The following is an 18,465-nucleotide window of genomic DNA, read 5'->3' as shown; positions in this document are numbered from 1 at the left end:
TATTTGAAATACATGTTTAAGGGTATGCCTGTGGTGGAAGGGTGAAAAGAGAATTGTCGGGCAATTTAAAGGGAGATTGATTTAACGCAATTTTGGCGGCAGAAGGCTCTACCGCCATGGGAGTATTACGCGGAGAAAAACGCCATCAGCAGCGGCACCAACAGGCTCAGGATAAAGCCGTGGACGATAGCCGCAGGGACAATTTCCAGCCCGCCGGAGCGTTGTAAGACCGGTAGCGTGAAGTCCATTGAGGTCGCTCCGCAGAGGCCAAGCGCCGTTGAACGGCTGCGCAACACCAGGCCTGGAATTAACATAATGGCGATAAGTTCACGCGCCAGATCGTTAAAGAACGCGGCGCTGCCAATCACCGGGCCGAAAGATTCGGTGAGCAAAATACCGGAAAGCGAATACCAGCCAAAGCCCGATGCCATGGCGAGACCGGTTTTCAGCGGCAGGTCGAGAATAAAGGCATTGATAACACCGCCCGCTAATGAACTCGCGGCGACAACAACGGCCACAATCATTCCCCGGCGATTAAGGACAATTTGTCTGAGGGTCATGCCATTATTGCGAAGCTGAATACCAATCAGGAATAACAGGAATATCAGGGTATATTCACTGGCTTCGGTGGCATGTTGTAAAATCGGCCAGCCTGTAAGGCCAAGCAGAAAGCCCAGTAATACCACACCGCACAGCTGTAATGATTCCAGTGCCATCGCGATGCGTGAGGGTAATTTCTCCTGGCTGTGATTATGTCGCCAAGGAAGGGTTCGCTCGAGCCACAGCAGGGCAATAATATTGCACAGCAGAATAACCACAATACTGACAGCAGAATAATGGAAAATGGCGAGAAGGTTGCTGGCCAGGTTATCGAGAAAGGCCAGGCTGATGCCCATAAAAAAGAGAATGACGTACACGATCCAGCTCAGCAGGCGATTAATCAACTGCAGCGCATGACGCTGGCGAAGTGGAATCAAATAACCCGCAATCAGCGGCACAAGAATAATCAGCAATCCCGAAAACATGAACGGCCCGGTCCTTTAGAGTGTAAAAGCGCATCTGACACTACCGAAAGCGCGGAAGGGAGTAAAGCCACCAGAAAAAGAAAAGGCCCGGGAGTACCGGGCCTTTCGGGAAACTCAGTGAGGATTAGTCACGTTTTTCCAGCAGAGTGCGGTACAGCACGCCGCCAAGGATGCCGCCAATGATTGGCATTACCCAGAACAGCCAAAGCTGTTGCAGTGCCCAACCACCCTGGAAAATAGCGACCGCGGTGCTACGCGCCGGGTTCACAGAGGTGTTGGTGACAGGAATGCTGATCAGGTGAATCAGGGTCAGTGCCAGACCAATGGCAATGGGCGCGAAGCCTGCCGGTGCAAATTTGTCTGTAGAGCCCATGATAACCAGCAGGAAGCCGCAGGTCAGAACGATTTCAATCACGATAGCAGACAGCATAGAGTAGCCGTCCGGTGAGTGTTCACCGTAACCGTTGGACGCGAAACCGCTGGCTGCTGCGTCAAAACCGGTTTTGCCGCTGGCAATCAGATACAGTACCGCCGCAGCAATAATGCCGCCGATAACCTGAGCCACGATATAACCCACAATGTCTTTGGTTGGGAAACGACCGCCTGCCCACAGACCTAAAGTGACTGCCGGGTTAAAGTGACCACCGGAAATATGACCAACAGCATAAGCCATCGTCAAAACGGTTAAACCAAATGCCAGCGCGACGCCTGCAAAACCAATACCTAATTCCGGGAAGCCAGCTGCCAGTACTGCGCTACCGCAACCGCCAAATACAAGCCAGAATGTACCAAAACATTCTGCAGCAAGTTTTCTAAACATAACCACCTCAAAAAAATAACAGTGACGGTGTCAGGAAATCCTGCACCGGACATTATTTATCGCCACAAAGGGAAGACGACATAATTAAGAACCGTTATTTTAGAAACTAACGCCATCCCTTCACCAGTTAAATAAAACCGTTAACCTTGATTTAAGTTAATGTCTGGTCATTCCTTGTACGTAGCTGAAGTGTTTTGAGTATAGTTTACTTTTTTACAGACAAATCGTATGTAAGATTAAATTTATTGCGCTGGTTTATTAAGTGTAAGGCTATTAGTTTCAATAAGAAAAAGTCACGGGCGTTTTTGTCATAACATTACTTTTTCCTGGGTATCCCCCCTGTAAGCCTGTCGCTATACTCCTGTTAGGGAAAGGGAAGTTTTCAGGCGGAGGGCGTATGCTTCTCGAAAGAGTTGAGATTGTGGGTTTTCGGGGTATCAATCGGTTATCGTTGATGCTGGAACAAAACAATGTATTGATAGGCGAGAACGCCTGGGGCAAATCCAGCCTGCTGGATGCACTGACGCTATTATTATCGCCGGAATCCAGTCTCTATCATTTCGTTCGCGAAGATTTTTGGTTTCCGCCCGGCGATGTACAGGGGCGTGAACATCACCTGCATATCGTTCTCACGTTTCGTGAGCTGGAGCCGGGCCGCCATCTTGTGCGCCGTTACCGCCCTTTGGAAGACTGTTGGGTCAAAGGTGATGATGGTTATCAGCGGATCCATTACCGGCTCGAAGGTGAGCTGGCAGAAGACGACAGCGTGCTGACCCTGCGCAGTTTTATCGATGGTGCAGGCCGCGCGCTACCGCTTGACGACATCGATGCTCAGGCGCGCCATCTGGTGCGGCTCATGCCGGTTTTGCGCCTGCGTGATGCGCGTTTTATGCGCCGCATTCGTAACGGTACGGTGCCGAATGTGCCGGATATTGAAATTACAGCACGCCAGCTCGATGTGCTCTCCCGCGAACTCGTTGCCAGCCCACAAAATTTATCCGACGGACAAATTCGTCAGGGGCTGTCGGCGATGGTGCAGCTTCTGGAACACTATTTTTCTGAACAGGGCACCGCCGAATCACGTCATCGTTTGATGCGCCGTCGCTCCCATGATGAACAACGCAGCTGGCGTTATCTCGATATTATCAACCGTATGATCGACAAACCTGGCGGGCGCAGTCATCGCGTTATCCTGCTGGGCCTTTTCTCTACGCTGTTGCAGGCCAAAGGGGCGGTGCGCCTTGATAAAGACGCGCGCCCGTTGCTGCTGGTGGAAGATCCGGAAACACGGTTGCATCCGATCATGCTGTCGGTGGCGTGGAATTTGCTGAATCTGCTGCCGCTCCAGCGCATCACCACCACCAATTCGGGTGAACTGCTGTCGATGACGCCTGTCGAGCATGTCTGTCGGCTGGTGCGCGACTCTTCACGTGTCGCCACCTGGCGGCTCGGGCCGGGTGGCCTCAGCGCAGAGGACGGGCGTCGTATCGCGTTTCATATTCGCTTTAATCGTGCGTCGTCGCTGTTTTCCCGCTGCTGGTTATTGGTCGAGGGGGAAACCGAAACCTGGGTTATAAACGAACTGGCGCGCCAGTGCGGGCATCACTTTGATGCGGAAGGCATTAAGGTGATTGAGTTTGCCCAGTCTGGCCTCAAGCCGCTGATTAAGTTTGCTCGCCGGATGGGCATCGAATGGCATGTGTTAGTCGATGGCGATGAGGCCGGAAAAAAATATGCATCAACGGTGCGCGGCCTGTTGAACAACGATCGTGAGTTGGAGCGTCATCATCTCACCACGCTGCCTGCGCTGGATATGGAACACTTTATGTACCGGCAAGGGTTTAACGATGTTTATCACCGGGTGGCGCAGCTCCCCGTTGGCGTGCCAATGAATATGCGACGGGTGATCATCAAAGCCATACACCGTTCATCGAAACCCGATCTGGCAATTGAAGTGGCGATGGAAGCGGGAAGGCGGGGGATTGAAGCCGTTCCGACGCTGTTACGTCAGATGTTTTCCCGCGTGCTGTGGCTGGCACGCGGGCGGGCAGATTAACGCTGGCACACCGCGACGGTCTGCGCCTGTAGACCGTCAAGCAATTCATAGCGGCGACGGTATTCGGCGCGCTTCTTGCTGGCGATCTCTTCCATCGGCTTACGCGGCATTGTCAGCGGGAGCCGATAATCGCCATTCGCCTCGAGGCTGCCGCCGACTGATTCCCAGAAGCTATTGTAATCCGCATGCAGCTTGTCCTGCTTTTTACGGCGGTAGCGCATGCTGCGGTAAATATGCGTTTCGTTACTGACCGCGCGGAGTGTTTCAACATTCATCTCCTTGCCGAACACCATCGCCGCTTCCACTAACAGGCGTTTCGGGAATAACCCATTGCAGGATTTCGTCGCCGCCTGAATCATTTCGTGTGGAACGTCAGATTTCGCACCCTGCATGCCGCCGATGTACAGCGTTGATTTCCCCTCGAACAGGCAAAGGGTAAAGGTCAGTACCGCCAGCACGGTATTATTCGTATCACTGAATATCAGCGTCGCTTCACCTTCTTTATCGAGAAACGCATCTGCAATCAGGCGGATGGTAAAGATCTGCTCGTCACGTCCGGTCAGGGTTGCAAGCGTCATACCCCGACCGCTCAGCCAGGCATTCATCACCTGCATTGGTAAGCGCTCGGCCATCATCTGGTAGTGCGAGGTCAGCGCCACGGCGGCATTCTGGCGAGGCATATTCATTGATAACCAGGGGCGATGCAGACGGCATGGCAGGCCTGGCTGAATCTGCAGCATCTCAAGCAGTTGCGGCTGTACGGCAAGGCGCGAGAGCAGGGTTGCGGTGGTGAATGGCGTCGCCAGCGATCGCAGCATAAACTTGCGGCGATAAGCGGGATTTTTCCATGCAAGTCCTGGCATCAACTGGCCGCTACTCAACAGGCGAAACAGTTGCCAGCCGCTTTTTAGGATCGGTTGTTCTGAATAAGAAAGTTCTGCGTTGAGTGACATAGTTAAAGCCCTGCCGGAGTGAAAAGGCGACTTTATCAACGCATTTTTCAACGCCGGTACAACGAAGCAGCGGCTGCCTGAAATGAGAGGGTTTCGTTGAGGACATGTTTAGATACAATCGATGGCAGACGATAAACGTATAGGATTTTTATGAAGCTGAAGGGAAAGCGCAAAAAGAGTTATCTGATCCTCGCGGTGTTAGCGCTGCTGGTGGGCGTTTGGTTGTGGCGAACGCTGAACGCGCCGCTGCCGAGCTATCAGACGTTGATTGTGCGTAAGGGCGACCTGCAACAAAACGTGCTGGCTACCGGTAAACTGGATGCGGTTCGCAAAGTTGACGTGGGCGCGCAGGTCAGCGGGCAGCTCAAAACGCTGTCGGTGGCGATTGGCGATAAGGTGAAAAAAGATCAGCTTCTGGGCGTTATCGACCCTGAGCAGGCGCAAAACCAGATCAAAGAAGTCGATGCAACGCTGAAGGAGTTGCGAGCCCAGCGTTTACAAGCACTGGCAGAGCGCAAACTGGCACAGGTCACTTACGCCCGTAACCTGCAACTGGCGCAAAAGCAGCTTATTTCCCGTCAGGATCTCGACACCACCGCGACCGATGTGGCGGTTAAAGACGCGCAGATTGGCACCATTGACGCGCAGATCCAGCGCAATCAGGCAACGCTCGACACCGCCAAAACTAACCTTGATTACACCCGCATCGTGGCCCCGATGGCGGGCGAAGTGACGCAAATTACCACCCTGCAAGGCCAGACGGTCATTGCCGCACAGCAGGCGCCGAACATTCTGACGCTGGCCGATCTCAGCACCATGCTGGTGAAAGCGCAGGTGTCCGAAGCGGATGTGATCCATCTTAAGCCGGGCCAGAAAGCCTGGTTTACGGTGCTCGGCGATCCGCTCACCCGCTATGAAGGCACGCTGAAAGACATTTTGCCGACGCCGGAAAAAGTCAACGACGCCATCTTCTATTACGCGCGTTTTGAGGTTCCGAACCCGCAAGGCGTGCTGCGTCTGGAGATGACCGCGCAGGTTCACATTCAGCTTTCCGGTGTGACAAACGTGTTGAGTATTCCGCTTTCCGCTTTGGGCGATGCCACGGGCGATAACCGCTACAACGTGCGTCTATTGCGTAACGGCGAAGTGAAAGAGCGTGAAATCACCATTGGTTCGCGCAACGACACCGATGTGGAAGTGGTGAAAGGGCTGGAAGAGGGCGACGAAATCATTACCGGTGAGGGCAAACCCGGAGCGGCGAAATGACGGCGTTGCTGGAACTTCGTGATATTCGGCGGAGTTATCCTTCTGGCGATCTCAGCGTTGACGTGCTGAAAGGGATTACGCTCGATATCAACGCCGGGGAAATGGTGGCGATTGTCGGTGCGTCCGGTTCAGGGAAATCGACGCTGATGAATATTCTCGGCTGTCTCGATAAACCGACCGGTGGCACTTATCGCGTGGCGGGCACCGACGTAGCGACGCTGGATGGCGATGCGCTGGCGCGTCTGCGGCGTGAGCATTTCGGCTTTATTTTCCAGCGCTATCATCTGTTATCGCACTTAACGGCGGCGCAAAACGTGGAAGTGCCTGCGGTTTATGCCGGGGCGGAACGCAAGCGCCGTCTTGAGCGGGCACAGCAACTATTACAGCGTCTCGGAATGGGCGACCGCGTCGATTATCAGCCGTCGCAGCTTTCCGGCGGGCAGCAGCAGCGTGTGAGTATCGCCCGTGCGTTGATGAACGGCGGACAAGTGATCCTTGCCGATGAGCCGACCGGTGCGCTCGACAGCCATTCCGGCGAAGAAGTGATGGCTATTCTTCATCAGCTTAAATCGCAAGGGCACACGGTGATTATTGTCACCCATGACCCGGCGGTGGCGGCGCAGGCCGAACGCATTATCGAAATTCGTGATGGCGAAATCATCAATAATCCTGCGCCAAAAGGGGCGATGACGACGGCGAAGAAAATGACCGCTGTCGAAGAGTTATCGGGCTGGCGTCAGTTTATCAGCGGTTTTCGAGAGGCGCTGACGATGGCCTGGCTGGCAATGGCAGCCAATAAAATGCGCACGCTGCTGACGATGCTCGGGATAATCATCGGCATCACCTCGGTGGTGTCCATTGTGGTCGTCGGCGATGCGGCGAAACAGATGGTGCTGGCTGACATTCGGGCGATTGGCACGAATACGATTGATGTTTATCCCGGCAAAGATTTCGGTGACGACGATCCGCAATACCAGCAGGCGTTGAAATACGACGATTTGCTGGCGATTCAAAAGCAGCCGTGGGTACGCTCAGCGACGCCTGCGGTCTCTAAAAGTCTGCGTTTGCGGGTGGGGAATAGCGATGTTTCCGCCAGCATCGAAGGGGTTGGCTCGCAGTATTTTAACGTCTACGGCATGACCTTTAGCGAAGGTAACACCTTCAACGATGTGCAGTTGAATGGCCGCGCGCAGGTGGTGATTCTGGATAGCAATACGCGCCGTCAACTCTTCCCGCACAAAGCCAGCGTCGTCGGCGAAATTCTGCTGGTGGGCAACATGCCCGCGACCATTATCGGCGTGGCAGATGAAAAACAGTCGATGTTTGGCAGCAGCAAAATTCTACGCGTCTGGCTGCCTTACACCACCATGGCGGGGCGCGTGATGGGCCAGTCGTGGCTCAATTCGATAACCGTGCGGGTCAACGAAGGTTACGACAGCACAATTGCGGAACAACAGCTGACGCGGTTGCTCAATTTGCGCCACGGGAAGAAGGATTTCTTCACGTGGAATATGGACAGTATCTTGAAAACTGCCGAACGGACCACACATACACTACAGTTGTTTTTAACGTTGGTGGCGATTATCTCGCTGGTCGTCGGCGGCATCGGGGTGATGAATATCATGCTGGTGTCGGTCACAGAACGCACGCGTGAAATCGGCATCCGTATGGCGGTCGGCGCACGCGCCAGCGACGTACTGCAACAGTTTTTGATTGAAGCGGTGCTGGTGTGTCTGGTCGGCGGGGCGTTAGGCGTAAGTCTCTCGCTCATCATCGCGTTCACGTTGCAGCTTTTCCTCCCTGACTGGGGCATTGGTTTTTCACCATTGGCGCTATTGTTGGCGTTTATCTGTTCAACGCTGACCGGTGTATTGTTTGGCTGGTTACCCGCACGCAATGCGGCCCGGCTTGACCCGGTGGATGCGCTGGCGAGGGAATAGCAGGCATAAAAATGCCAGTCGACAGGACTGGCATTTTGACTGCGGGATGTACACAATGAAGTGGAACGCTACGCGACGGCGGCGGTTTCTGCTTCAACAGGAACAATCACGCTGGCGTGGTTGCCTTTTGGTCCCTGGTGCACATCAAACCGAACGGGTTGTCCGGCTTTTAACGTTCTGTAGCCATCCATCTGGATGGTGGAGTAATGAGCGAAGATATCTTCGCCACCGCCTTCAGGGCAGATGAAGCCGAACCCCTTAGCATTGTTGAACCACTTAACAGTACCCATTTCCATACATCGACATCCTTCGAGAATCTTTATAATCAGATGGAAAGAACCGGTGGTGAAATCAGCGGGCTGTTCAAAACCTCGCCAACTCTCGCCTGTACAATTTAGAGAAATCGGGCAACGCGTCAAGCGGCAGAGTGCGAAGTTTGCTGAAAAATGCATCAAAATTTGAAGCAGTTAACGCTATTGCAAGGAATGTGACAGAGGTCGCGAATAGCAGGAATAGCGAATGGCAGTAATAGAGGATAGTTATCTACGCTTTACTGTAGATTCAATTGAACTTGCTCTGGTAACCCGACGGGATGCTTCCCGCCGGAGCAGCAACCAAAGATGAACACTGACAATGGGTAAGACGCGAGATTGGCTGGACTTCGACCAGCTTGCAGAAGACAAAGTGCGCGACGGGCTACAGCCGCCGTCAATGTATAAAGTGCTATTACTTAATGATGATTACACGCCAATGGAGTTTGTTATTGACGTGTTACAGAAATTCTTTTCTTATGATGTAGAACGTGCAACGCAGTTGATGCTCGCCGTTCACTATCAGGGGAAAGCGATTTGCGGGGTGTTTACCGCCGAAGTCGCTGAAACCAAAGTTGCGATGGTGAACACGTACGCGAAAGAGAACGAACATCCGCTGTTGTGTACGCTGGAACAGGCCTGATATCAGGTCTTCAAATTGGGGGAGGTGCCTATGCTCAATCAAGAACTGGAACTCAGTTTAAACATGGCTTTCGCCAGAGCGCGCGAGCACCGTCATGAGTTTATGACCGTCGAGCATCTGTTGCTGGCACTGCTCAGCAACCCATCTGCCCGCGAAGCGCTGGAAGCCTGCTCCGTGGATCTGGTGGCGCTGCGTCAGGAACTCGAAGCCTTCATCGAACAGACCACGCCGGTATTACCCGTGAGTGAAGAAGAGCGCGACACACAGCCGACGCTTAGCTTCCAGCGCGTATTACAGCGCGCCGTCTTCCATGTTCAATCGTCCGGTCGTAGCGAAGTGACCGGCGCGAATGTGCTGGTCGCCATCTTCAGCGAGCAGGAGTCCCAGGCGGCTTATCTGCTGCGCAAACACGAAGTGAGCCGTCTTGATGTGGTGAACTTCATCTCCCACGGCACGCGTAAAGACGAGCCAACCCAGTCTTCCGACTCCGGAAGTCAACCGAATACAGAAGAGCAAGCAGGCGGGGAGGATCGTATGGAAAACTTCACCACCAATCTGAATCAGCTTGCTCGCGTAGGCGGCATCGACCCGCTGATTGGTCGCGATAAAGAGCTGGAACGCGCCATCCAGGTCCTGTGCCGTCGTCGTAAAAATAACCCGTTGCTGGTCGGTGAATCCGGCGTCGGCAAAACCGCGATTGCGGAAGGTCTCGCCTGGCGTATTGTGCAGGGTGACGTACCGGAAGTGATCGCCGATTGCACCATCTACTCGCTGGATATTGGCTCGCTGCTGGCCGGCACCAAATACCGTGGCGATTTTGAAAAACGCTTTAAAGCGCTGCTGAAACAGCTGGAGCAGGATACCAACAGCATCCTGTTTATCGACGAGATCCACACCATCATCGGTGCGGGTGCGGCGTCGGGCGGCCAGGTAGATGCGGCAAACCTGATTAAACCGCTGCTCTCCAGCGGTAAAATTCGGGTCATGGGTTCGACTACTTATCAGGAATTCAGCAATATTTTCGAAAAAGACCGTGCGCTGGCGCGTCGCTTCCAGAAAATTGATATTACTGAGCCGTCGGTAGAAGAAACCGTGCAAATCATTAACGGCCTGAAACCGAAGTACGAAGCGCACCACGACGTGCGTTATACCGCCAAAGCGGTGCGTGCGGCGGTGGAGCTGGCAGTGAAGTACATCAACGATCGTCATCTGCCGGATAAGGCGATTGACGTTATCGATGAAGCGGGCGCGCGTGCGCGTCTGATGCCGGTCAGCAAACGCAAGAAAACGGTTAACGTCGCGGATATTGAATCCGTGGTGGCGCGTATCGCGCGTATTCCGGAGAAAAGCGTGTCGCAGAGCGATCGTGACACGCTGCGTAATCTCGGCGACCGCCTGAAAATGCTGGTCTTCGGACAAGATAAAGCCATTGAGGCCTTAACCGAAGCCATCAAGATGAGCCGTGCGGGTCTCGGTCAGGATCACAAACCGGTCGGTTCCTTCCTGTTCGCCGGGCCAACCGGGGTCGGGAAAACCGAGGTGACCGTGCAGCTGTCGAAAGCGCTCGGCATTGAGCTGCTGCGTTTCGATATGTCGGAATACATGGAACGCCACACGGTAAGCCGCCTGATTGGTGCGCCTCCGGGCTATGTGGGCTTTGATCAGGGCGGGTTGCTGACGGATGCGGTGATTAAACATCCGCACGCGGTACTGCTGCTCGATGAAATCGAGAAAGCGCACCCGGACGTCTTCAACCTATTGTTGCAGGTGATGGACAACGGCACGCTGACCGACAACAATGGGCGCAAAGCGGACTTCCGCAACGTGGTGCTGGTGATGACCACCAACGCCGGGGTGCGTGAAACCGAGCGTAAATCCATTGGCCTTATCCATCAGGATAACAGCACCGATGCGATGGAAGAGATTAAAAAAATCTTCACGCCGGAATTCCGCAACCGTCTGGACAACATCATCTGGTTCGATCACCTGTCGACCGATGTCATCCATCAGGTTGTCGACAAGTTCATCGTCGAACTGCAGGTGCAGCTTGATCAGAAAGGCGTGTCGCTGGAAGTGAGTCAGGAAGCCCGCAACTGGCTGGCCGAGAAAGGCTACGACCGTGCGATGGGTGCGCGCCCAATGGTGCGTGTGATTCAGGACAATCTGAAAAAACCGCTCGCCAACGAACTGCTGTTTGGTTCGCTGGTTGACGGCGGGCAGGTGACAGTCGCACTCGATACCAAAAACAACGCGCTGACGTACGACTTCCAGGCTGCGCAAAAACGCAAAGCCGAAGCCGCACACTAGCAAGATGTGAAATGCAAAACCAAACCGGGCACTGCCCGGTTTTTTTGTCTAAATCATTCTCGACTGAATAACAGACACAAAAAAGGCCGGGATGCCCGACCTTTATGCATTCAGTCGCCCTTAATGAGGGCCTGAAAGTGATTAGCGACTACGGAAGACAATGCGGCCTTTGCTCAGGTCGTACGGGGTCAGCTCAACAGTCACTTTGTCGCCCGTCAAAATGCGGATGTAGTTTTTACGCATTTTACCGGAGATATGCGCAGTTACCACGTGACCGTTTTCCAGTTCTACGCGGAACATAGTGTTAGGTAACGTATCGAGAACGGTACCTTGCATTTCAATATTGTCTTCTTTGGCCATCTAGTCCTCGGGGGGTATCACTACCATAGTTTTGAACCGGCAAGATAATGCCGAAATTCAGCCATTAAGTAAAGATTTACCCGCCATCTTTCGGCCTAATACCGGCGTGGAGGGTAAAAAAGAGATCGTTTTTGCGCATTACCCGTCTGCCACAGATGAAGACTGTGACGAGCGCAAACGTAGAGGGGATATTCCTGAAACGATGGCGGGGCAACAGGCAGAAACGACTTCAGGCACAATTATATCACCCTGACAAAAAATGTGCCGAAACATTTACGCTCCAGGTGAAAAGAGCGTGCGTGGTACCCAGAAATGCCCTGGCAGCGGTTGCGCCCGAAACTCCGCGAGATGTTCAAGATACTCACGACGAGGGATTTCAACTGCGCCAAGCGACGCCGTATGACTATTCAGCACCTGGCAATCCATCAGCTTGCCGCCGTGGGCTGCAAAAGCCTGACAGAAAACCAGCAGCGCGCTCTTCGACGCATTTTCCGCCCGGCTGAACATGGATTCGCCGCAGAACAATGCCCCTTGCGCCACGCCATACATGCCGCCAACCAGCTCGTTTCCGCACCAGACTTCAATGGAGTGCGCATGTCCCAGCTCGTGTAAGCGATGATAGGCTTGCACGATGCTCTCCGTTATCCACGTGCCTTCATCACGATCGCCCGAACAGCCTTCGATCACCTGACCAAAGGCGTGATTCAGCGTGATGCGATAGGGCGATGATTTATGAAATCGCTTCATACTGCGACTGATATGAAATGCATCAGGCCACAAAATGGCGCGAGGATCGGGCGACCACCACAAAATGGGGTCACCGGGTGAGAACCAGGGGAAAATACCGCGCTGATAGGCCATCAGCAGTCGCGCCGGGCTGAGATCGCCACCCAGCGCGAGCAAACCGTTAGGCTCACGCAGGGCACCTTCCGGCGACGGGAAGGTGATGGTGTGACGTGACAACTGGACCAGCCGCATACTTCGAGACTCCACGCCTGATAATAAATTGATATACCCGTTATTCTTTGAGCAACAGCCAACGCTCCTGCAACTCAAATTATATAGGGTAAAATAACTTACAGACGCTGTCTGAACTGATAATAACGCCCTTGCTGGGCCAGCAATTCTGCGTGATTACCATGCTCAATAATTTGGCCGTTGTCCATCACAATTATTTGCTCAAAACGCGCCAGCCCGCGCAGGCGATGGGTGACCATCAGTACGGTTTTGTCGCGCATTACATCAGCCAGCAAATCAAGAATTTGGCTCTCAGTAGTGGCGTCGAGTCCTTCGGTTGGTTCGTCGAGTAACATCAGTGGGGCGTCGTGCAGCAGGGCACGTGCAATGGCCAGACGACGCAGCTCTCCGCCAGAAAGCTGACGACCGCCTTCACCCAGCCAGCTATTAAGACCGCTATCTTCCAGTAATTTTTCAAGACCGGTGCGAATCAACACGGTTTCCAGCGCTTCGTCTGTGGCCGCAGGCGCTGCCAGCAGCAGGTTGTCGCGTAATGTCGCGCTGAACAGATGTACGCGCTGCGGTACGACGCTCATGCTGCGGCGCAGCGTCATTTCGTCGAGCGTCGCAATCGGCTGTCCGTTCAACAGTAATTCACCGTGTTGCGGATCCCACGCGCGGGTCAACAGCTGCAACAACGTTGATTTACCGCATCCGGTACGCCCGAGAATCGCAACATGCTCACCGGCATTCACCTGCAAATTGATGTTATCGAGTGCATTCTGCGTTTGTTGTGGATAGCTAAAACTGACGTTATTCAACGTCAGGCTCACCTGTTGCGGCACGTCTGAAACTGTTTGCGGGAATTCGACTTCCGGTTTCTGTCCGGTTAATTCGGTGATTCTGAACGCGGAGGCCATCACCTGACCCAGATGCTGGAATGCACCGATCACGGGAGCCAGCGCTTCAAACGCAGCCAGCGCACAGAAGACAAACAATGCAATGAGTGGTCCGGGTTGGCTGTTGCCACCCACACCGCCAGCAGCCATCCATAGCATCACGAGCACTGCGAACGCGCCGATCAGTAACATCAGCGCCTGAGAAAGGGCGGTGAGCTCGGATTGACGGCGCTGGGCTTCGTGCCAGCTCAGTTCCGTTTGCTCCATTTGCTCGCGATAGCGCGTGCTGGCGTCAAAAATCGTTAATTCGGCCTGGCCTTGCAGCCACGCTGTGAGCTGTTGGCGATAGTCACCGCGAAGTTTTGTCAGGCTTTCCCCGGTCGGTTTTCCGGCGCGATAAAACAGCGGCGGCAGGGCGACCAGTGTCAGCAGCATAATACCGCCCAGCGTCAGTGCCAACGTGACATCTAAGAAACTTAGGCCAAACGTGACCACCAGAATGACCACAAGGGCGCTTATCAGCGGCGAAATGACCCGCAGATAAAGATGGTCGAGCGTATCGACATCAGCCACCACGCGGTTGAGCAATTCGCCCTGACGAAAACGAGCCAGCCCGGCAGGGGAGAGCGGCAACAGCTTGCTGAACGCGAACACGCGCAGATGTTGCAGCACGCGGAATGTCGCATCATGGCTGACCAGTCGCTCGAAATAGCGTCCGGCGGTACGGACGATAGCGGCACCGCGCACGCCTGCGGCGGGTAACATATAGTTAAAGCTATAGGCTCCGGCAAATCCCACTGCGGCAGAGGCCGACAGGAACCAGCCGGAAAGGGTGATCAGGCCAATACTTGCTAACAGCGTGACAATGGCAAGCACAACGCCGAGAGACAGCAGCAAATAGTGACGTTTATAGAGGGCCAGGTAAGGGGCTAACACGCGCATTTAAATCTCCTCCTGACGGTGGGCAAGCAGGCGATAAAAATGCCCCTGCGCAGCCGCAAGCTGTTCAAATCGGCCTTGTTCGACGATCTGCCCTTGATGCATCACCCAAACCGCATCCCATTCGGCGAGATTTTCCAGCTGATGAGTAACCATAAGCGTGGTCTGATTGGCCGACGCTTCCATCAGCGCCTGCATCACGCGCTGCTCGCTGTGCGCATCAAGGCTGGCGGCGGGTTCATCCAACAGCAATAAGCGACAAGGAGAGAGCAGGGCGCGGGCAACGGCCACACGCTGCGCCTGCCCGACGGATAAACGGCTCGACTGATCGCCCACTGGCGTATCAATGCCTTGCGGAAGCTGGCTGGCAAATTCGTTAACCCAGGCGCGTTCGAGCGTGTGCTGTAACAGCGCTTCACTGGCTTTTGGATTGGCAAGCAACACATTGTCACGCAGCGTAGGTGCCGGGAGCTGCGGGTTTTGGCCGACCCAGCTCAGTAAGCGCCGCCATGCGTCGGGATCCAGGTCGCGCAGTTCTGTGCCGTTCACTTCCAGCGAACCTTCATAAGGCAGGAAACCTGCCAGCGTGTTGAGCAGTGAACTCTTTCCTGATCCGCTCTGACCTACCAGCACCACGCGTTCACCTGAACCAAGGCTGAAATTCATCGGCCCGGCGAGGATTTTTCCTTCCGGTGATTTAATCACCAACTCACGTGCCACAAGAGACACTTGCTGGTTCTCTTCGGGCATGACGTTTCCACGCTGTGCTTGCGCCAGCGGGGCTTCAAGGAAGGTTTTAAGGCTGTCGGCTGCGCCAACGGCTTGTGCTTTGGCGTGATAAAAGGTGCCGAGGTCACGCAGTGGCTGGAAAAATTCAGGGGCCAGGATCAGCGCCAAAAAGCCAGACATCAACGTCACCGGCACGCCGTAGCTGCCGAAGTTCAGTTGTCCGAGGTAGGAAAATCCAAAATACACGGCGACGACGGCAATCGAAAGGGAGGTGAAAAACTCCAGAACGCCCGAGGAAAGGAACGCGAGGCGCAGCACTTCCATAGTGCGCTGGCGGAAACTTTCGGAAGCCTGGCGAATGTTGTCGGTTTCGGCTTGACCGCGACCGAAAATACGTAAGGTGTCCATGCCGCGCAGGCGGTCAAGGAAATGGCCGCTCAGGCGAGCCAGCGCCTGGAAATTACGTCGATTGGCATCCGCCGCACCCATGCCGACCAGCGCCATAAACATGGGGATCAGCGGTGCAGTACACAACAGAATTAATGCTGCCATCCAGTTGGAGGGGAATATTGCCAGCACGATAAGCAGCGGGACCGATGTCGCCAGCGCCATTTGTGGCAGATAGCGAGCGTAGTAATCGTGCATATCGTCGATTTGCTCAAGAATAAGCGTCGCCCAACTGCCCGCAGGTTTTCCCTGGATCCACGCAGGCCCGGCTTGTTGAAGCCTGTCGAGCACCATTTTGCGGATTTCAAAGCGAATATGTTGTCCGGCATGGAAGCCGACACGCTCACGCAGCCAGACCACCCAGGCACGCAGAATAAACACCAGGATCAGCATCACAAAGGGCAGCAGCAGCGCCTCGCGTGGAATATTCTCCATGATCATATGATGCAGAATGCGGGCCAGGATCCAGGCCTGAGCGATAATCAGCACTCCGCTGACGGCGCCGAGCAGACGGGAAAGCATCAGCCAACGGCGGGAAATAACGCTTTGCTGTTTTAGCCAGCGGGTAAGCTCTTGTTGACGGGTTTTATTCATTGCGCGCTTAGCAGGTGTCTTATAAGAAATCATTAGGCGCAGCAATGTTACAACGAGGAAAAAATAAAGGCGACTTATCGTCGCCTTCTTTACCTTTGTTACTGACTTGTAAAGATTATTTGTGCTGATCGGCCAGACCGTCGAGATAACGCTCGGCATCCAGCGCGGCCATGCAGCCAGTACCCGCAGAGGTGATCGCCTGGCGGTAAATGTGGTCCATAACGTCGCCTGCGGCGAACACACCAGGAATGCTGGTTTGTGTCGCGTTGCCGTGAATGCCGGACTGTACTTTGATGTAGCCGTTTTCCAGTTCCAGCTGACCGTCAAAAATAGCGGTATTCGGGCTGTGACCGATAGCAACAAACAGACCGGCAACGTCGAGCGACTCAATGTTGTCAGTATTCTGCGTATCACGCAGGCGCAGACCGCTGACGCCCATCTGGTCGCCCGTGACTTCTTCCAGAGTGCGGTGGGTGTGCAGCACGATATTGCCGCTTTCCACTTTATCCATCAGACGTTTGATCAGGATTTTCTCTGCACGGAAGGTATCGCGACGGTGGATCAGATGCACTTCGGCAGCGATGTTTGCCAGATAAAGCGCTTCTTCAACGGCGGTATTCCCGCCGCCGATGACTGCGACTTTCTGGTTACGGTAGAAGAAACCATCGCAGGTTGCGCAGGCAGAGACACCACGGCCCTTGAAGGCTTCTTCGGAAGGCAGACCTAAATAACGAGCAGAAGCGCCAGTGGCGATAATTAACGCGTCACAGGTGTACTCGCCGCTGTCGCCCGTCAGACGAAACGGACGATTCTGCAAATCCACTTTGTTGATGTGGTCGAACAGGATTTCAGTTTCGAACTTCACCGCATGCTCATGCATACGTTCCATCAACAGTGGCCCGGTCAGGTCGCTCGGGTCACCTGGCCAGTTTTCCACTTCCGTGGTGGTGGTCAGCTGACCGCCTTTTTCCAGCCCGGTAATCAAAACCGGTTGCAGGTTAGCGCGTGCAGCATAGACCGCAGCGGTGTAGCCCGCAGGTCCTGAACCAAGAATAAGCAGTTTACTGTGTTTGGCCGTGCCCATGAGATCCCCATAAATGTTGGCAGACAATGGGCGCGATTGTAGGGAATTTGCCGAACTAATAAAAGAGTGCAGAAATTTTGTTAACGATATGTGTAATAGATTGCATCAATGAATTGGTGGTTTTATCAGCGCCAGTGATAACAAATTCTACTGCTATCGGGATGATTATAAGCAGATAACATGAGGATTGACCCTGGGTGATAATGAATATCTGGCATGTTGTACTAAAAATCGATGTTTTGCTTTGACAATCCCCTGTGCTTTTGCGAAAACAATGAAGGGAGAAAAAACAGTGTTTGTCGTGTGGTGAATTTTCATGCACGTAAATGCCATTTTTAACCGGGTCAGCATTATCGGCGCATGGCGTGGACAGACGCCATACGAGATAACGATGACTGCCGACAGGCAACGGCTTCTCAACACGTACCTTTGGGTTGAGCGTTACATCTGGTGACAGATTTTTAACGCAGACGACGGGTACAGGCTCTGAACAGTGAAGTGCACAGGGTCAAGACAGGAGTAGGGAAGGAATACAGAGAGACAATAATAATGGTAGATAGCAAAAAGCGCCCAGGCAAAGATCTCGACCGCATCGATCGCAACATTTTGAACGAATTGCAAAAGGACGGGCGAATTTCCAACGTCGAGCTTTCTAAACGAGTGGGACTTTCTCCGACGCCTTGCCTTGAGCGTGTACGTCGGCTGGAAAGACAAGGGTTTATTCAGGGCTACACCGCGCTGCTGAACCCGCATTATCTGGATGCATCGCTGCTGGTTTTTGTTGAGATAACTCTGAATCGTGGCGCCCCGGATGTGTTTGAACAATTTAATACCGCTGTGCAAAAACTTGAAGAAATTCAAGAGTGTCATCTGGTTTCCGGTGATTTCGACTACCTGTTGAAAACCCGCGTACCCGACATGTCAGCATACCGTAAACTGTTAGGTGAAACCCTGCTGCGCCTGCCCGGCGTGAACGACACCCGTACCTACGTGGTTATGGAAGAAGTCAAGCAGAGTAATCGTCTGGTAATTAAGACGCGCTAACACGGAACAGGTGCAAAATCAGCGTAAGTTGATTACACTCCTGTTAATCCATACAGCAACAGTGCCGGGGAGACCCGGCGCTGTTGTCCGT

At 53.8% G+C, this 18,465-nt stretch carries 15 protein-coding genes; 6 read left to right on the top strand and 9 right to left on the bottom strand.

What is annotated here, in order from left to right; all coding sequences use genetic code 11:
• Positions 1 to 125: 125 nt before the first annotated feature.
• Positions 126 to 1,025 (bottom strand): LysO family transporter, encoded by a 900-nt coding sequence (locus VH187_RS08625; RefSeq protein WP_329701047.1) that lies wholly within the window; start codon positions 1,023 to 1,025, stop codon positions 126 to 128.
• 124 nt (positions 1,026 to 1,149) lie between these two features.
• Positions 1,150 to 1,845 (bottom strand): aquaporin Z, encoded by a 696-nt coding sequence (gene aqpZ, locus VH187_RS08620; protein WP_329701046.1) that lies wholly within the window; start codon positions 1,843 to 1,845, stop codon positions 1,150 to 1,152.
• A 397-nt stretch (positions 1,846 to 2,242) separates the two neighbouring features.
• Between aqpZ and VH187_RS08615 the strand changes: the two genes are divergently transcribed.
• Positions 2,243 to 3,901 (top strand): ATP-dependent endonuclease, encoded by a 1,659-nt coding sequence (locus VH187_RS08615; RefSeq protein WP_329701045.1) that lies wholly within the window; start codon positions 2,243 to 2,245, stop codon positions 3,899 to 3,901.
• Here VH187_RS08615 and VH187_RS08610 read toward each other — a convergent pair.
• On the bottom strand, positions 3,898 to 4,854 hold the full coding sequence (locus VH187_RS08610) for a VirK/YbjX family protein (protein ID WP_329701044.1): 957 nt from the start codon (positions 4,852 to 4,854) through the stop codon (positions 3,898 to 3,900). The genes VH187_RS08615 and VH187_RS08610 overlap by 4 nt on opposite strands.
• Before the next feature lie 150 nt (positions 4,855 to 5,004).
• Here VH187_RS08610 and macA point away from each other — a divergent pair, with 150 nt between their 5' ends.
• Positions 5,005 to 6,120, top strand: a complete 1,116-nt coding sequence (gene macA / locus VH187_RS08605; protein WP_329701043.1) for a macrolide transporter subunit MacA — start codon at positions 5,005 to 5,007, stop codon at positions 6,118 to 6,120.
• The gene (gene macB, locus VH187_RS08600; RefSeq protein WP_329701042.1) at positions 6,117 to 8,060 is read left to right on the top strand and encodes a macrolide ABC transporter ATP-binding protein/permease MacB; all 1,944 of its coding nucleotides are present in this window, start codon (positions 6,117 to 6,119) and stop codon (positions 8,058 to 8,060) included. Before macA ends, macB begins: the two co-directional genes overlap by 4 nt.
• A 68-nt stretch (positions 8,061 to 8,128) precedes the next feature.
• Here macB and cspD read toward each other — a convergent pair whose 3' ends face one another.
• Positions 8,129 to 8,356 (bottom strand): cold shock-like protein CspD, encoded by a 228-nt coding sequence (gene cspD / locus VH187_RS08595; RefSeq protein ID WP_329701041.1) that lies wholly within the window; start codon positions 8,354 to 8,356, stop codon positions 8,129 to 8,131.
• Between the two features lie 337 nt (positions 8,357 to 8,693).
• Here cspD and clpS point away from each other — a divergent pair, with 337 nt between their 5' ends.
• Both clpS and clpA read left to right on the top strand, forming a co-directional pair.
• The gene (clpS, locus tag VH187_RS08590; RefSeq protein WP_329701040.1) at positions 8,694 to 9,014 is read left to right on the top strand and encodes an ATP-dependent Clp protease adapter ClpS; all 321 of its coding nucleotides are present in this window, start codon (positions 8,694 to 8,696) and stop codon (positions 9,012 to 9,014) included.
• 30 nt (positions 9,015 to 9,044) lie between these two features.
• Positions 9,045 to 11,321 carry an ATP-dependent Clp protease ATP-binding subunit ClpA gene (clpA, locus tag VH187_RS08585; protein WP_329701039.1) on the top strand — a complete coding sequence of 759 codons (2,277 nt, stop codon included), beginning with the start codon at positions 9,045 to 9,047 and terminating at the stop codon, positions 11,319 to 11,321.
• Between the two features lie 141 nt (positions 11,322 to 11,462).
• On the opposite strand, the gene infA is transcribed toward clpA, so the two are convergent.
• From infA to trxB, 5 genes are all read right to left on the bottom strand, one after another.
• A complete protein-coding gene (gene infA, locus VH187_RS08580; protein ID WP_002211347.1) occupies positions 11,463 to 11,681 on the bottom strand; it encodes a translation initiation factor IF-1 in 219 nt (72 codons plus the stop codon).
• 273 nt (positions 11,682 to 11,954) lie between these two features.
• On the bottom strand, positions 11,955 to 12,659 hold the full coding sequence (gene aat / locus VH187_RS08575; protein ID WP_329701038.1) for a leucyl/phenylalanyl-tRNA--protein transferase: 705 nt from the start codon (positions 12,657 to 12,659) through the stop codon (positions 11,955 to 11,957).
• Positions 12,660 to 12,757: 98 nt separating this feature from the next.
• Complete coding sequence (gene cydC, locus VH187_RS08570) at positions 12,758 to 14,479, bottom strand: heme ABC transporter ATP-binding protein/permease CydC (RefSeq protein ID WP_329701037.1); 1,722 nt, start codon at positions 14,477 to 14,479, stop codon at positions 12,758 to 12,760.
• On the bottom strand, positions 14,480 to 16,246 hold the full coding sequence (cydD, locus tag VH187_RS08565; RefSeq protein WP_329701036.1) for a heme ABC transporter permease/ATP-binding protein CydD: 1,767 nt from the start codon (positions 16,244 to 16,246) through the stop codon (positions 14,480 to 14,482).
• Positions 16,247 to 16,361: 115 nt separating this feature from the next.
• Positions 16,362 to 17,330 (bottom strand): thioredoxin-disulfide reductase, encoded by a 969-nt coding sequence (gene trxB / locus VH187_RS08560; RefSeq protein ID WP_329701035.1) that lies wholly within the window; start codon positions 17,328 to 17,330, stop codon positions 16,362 to 16,364.
• Positions 17,331 to 17,879: 549 nt separating this feature from the next.
• Between trxB and lrp the strand changes: the two genes are divergently transcribed.
• On the top strand, positions 17,880 to 18,374 hold the full coding sequence (gene lrp / locus VH187_RS08555; protein WP_000228473.1) for a leucine-responsive transcriptional regulator Lrp: 495 nt from the start codon (positions 17,880 to 17,882) through the stop codon (positions 18,372 to 18,374).
• Positions 18,375 to 18,465 lie beyond the last annotated feature (91 nt).

The organism is Scandinavium sp. (genome assembly GCF_036271055.1).
Lineage (GTDB): Bacteria > Pseudomonadota > Gammaproteobacteria > Enterobacterales > Enterobacteriaceae > Scandinavium.
The sequence above is the reverse complement of the archived record's forward strand: the minus strand, read 5'-3'. Positions and strand labels throughout refer to the sequence as shown.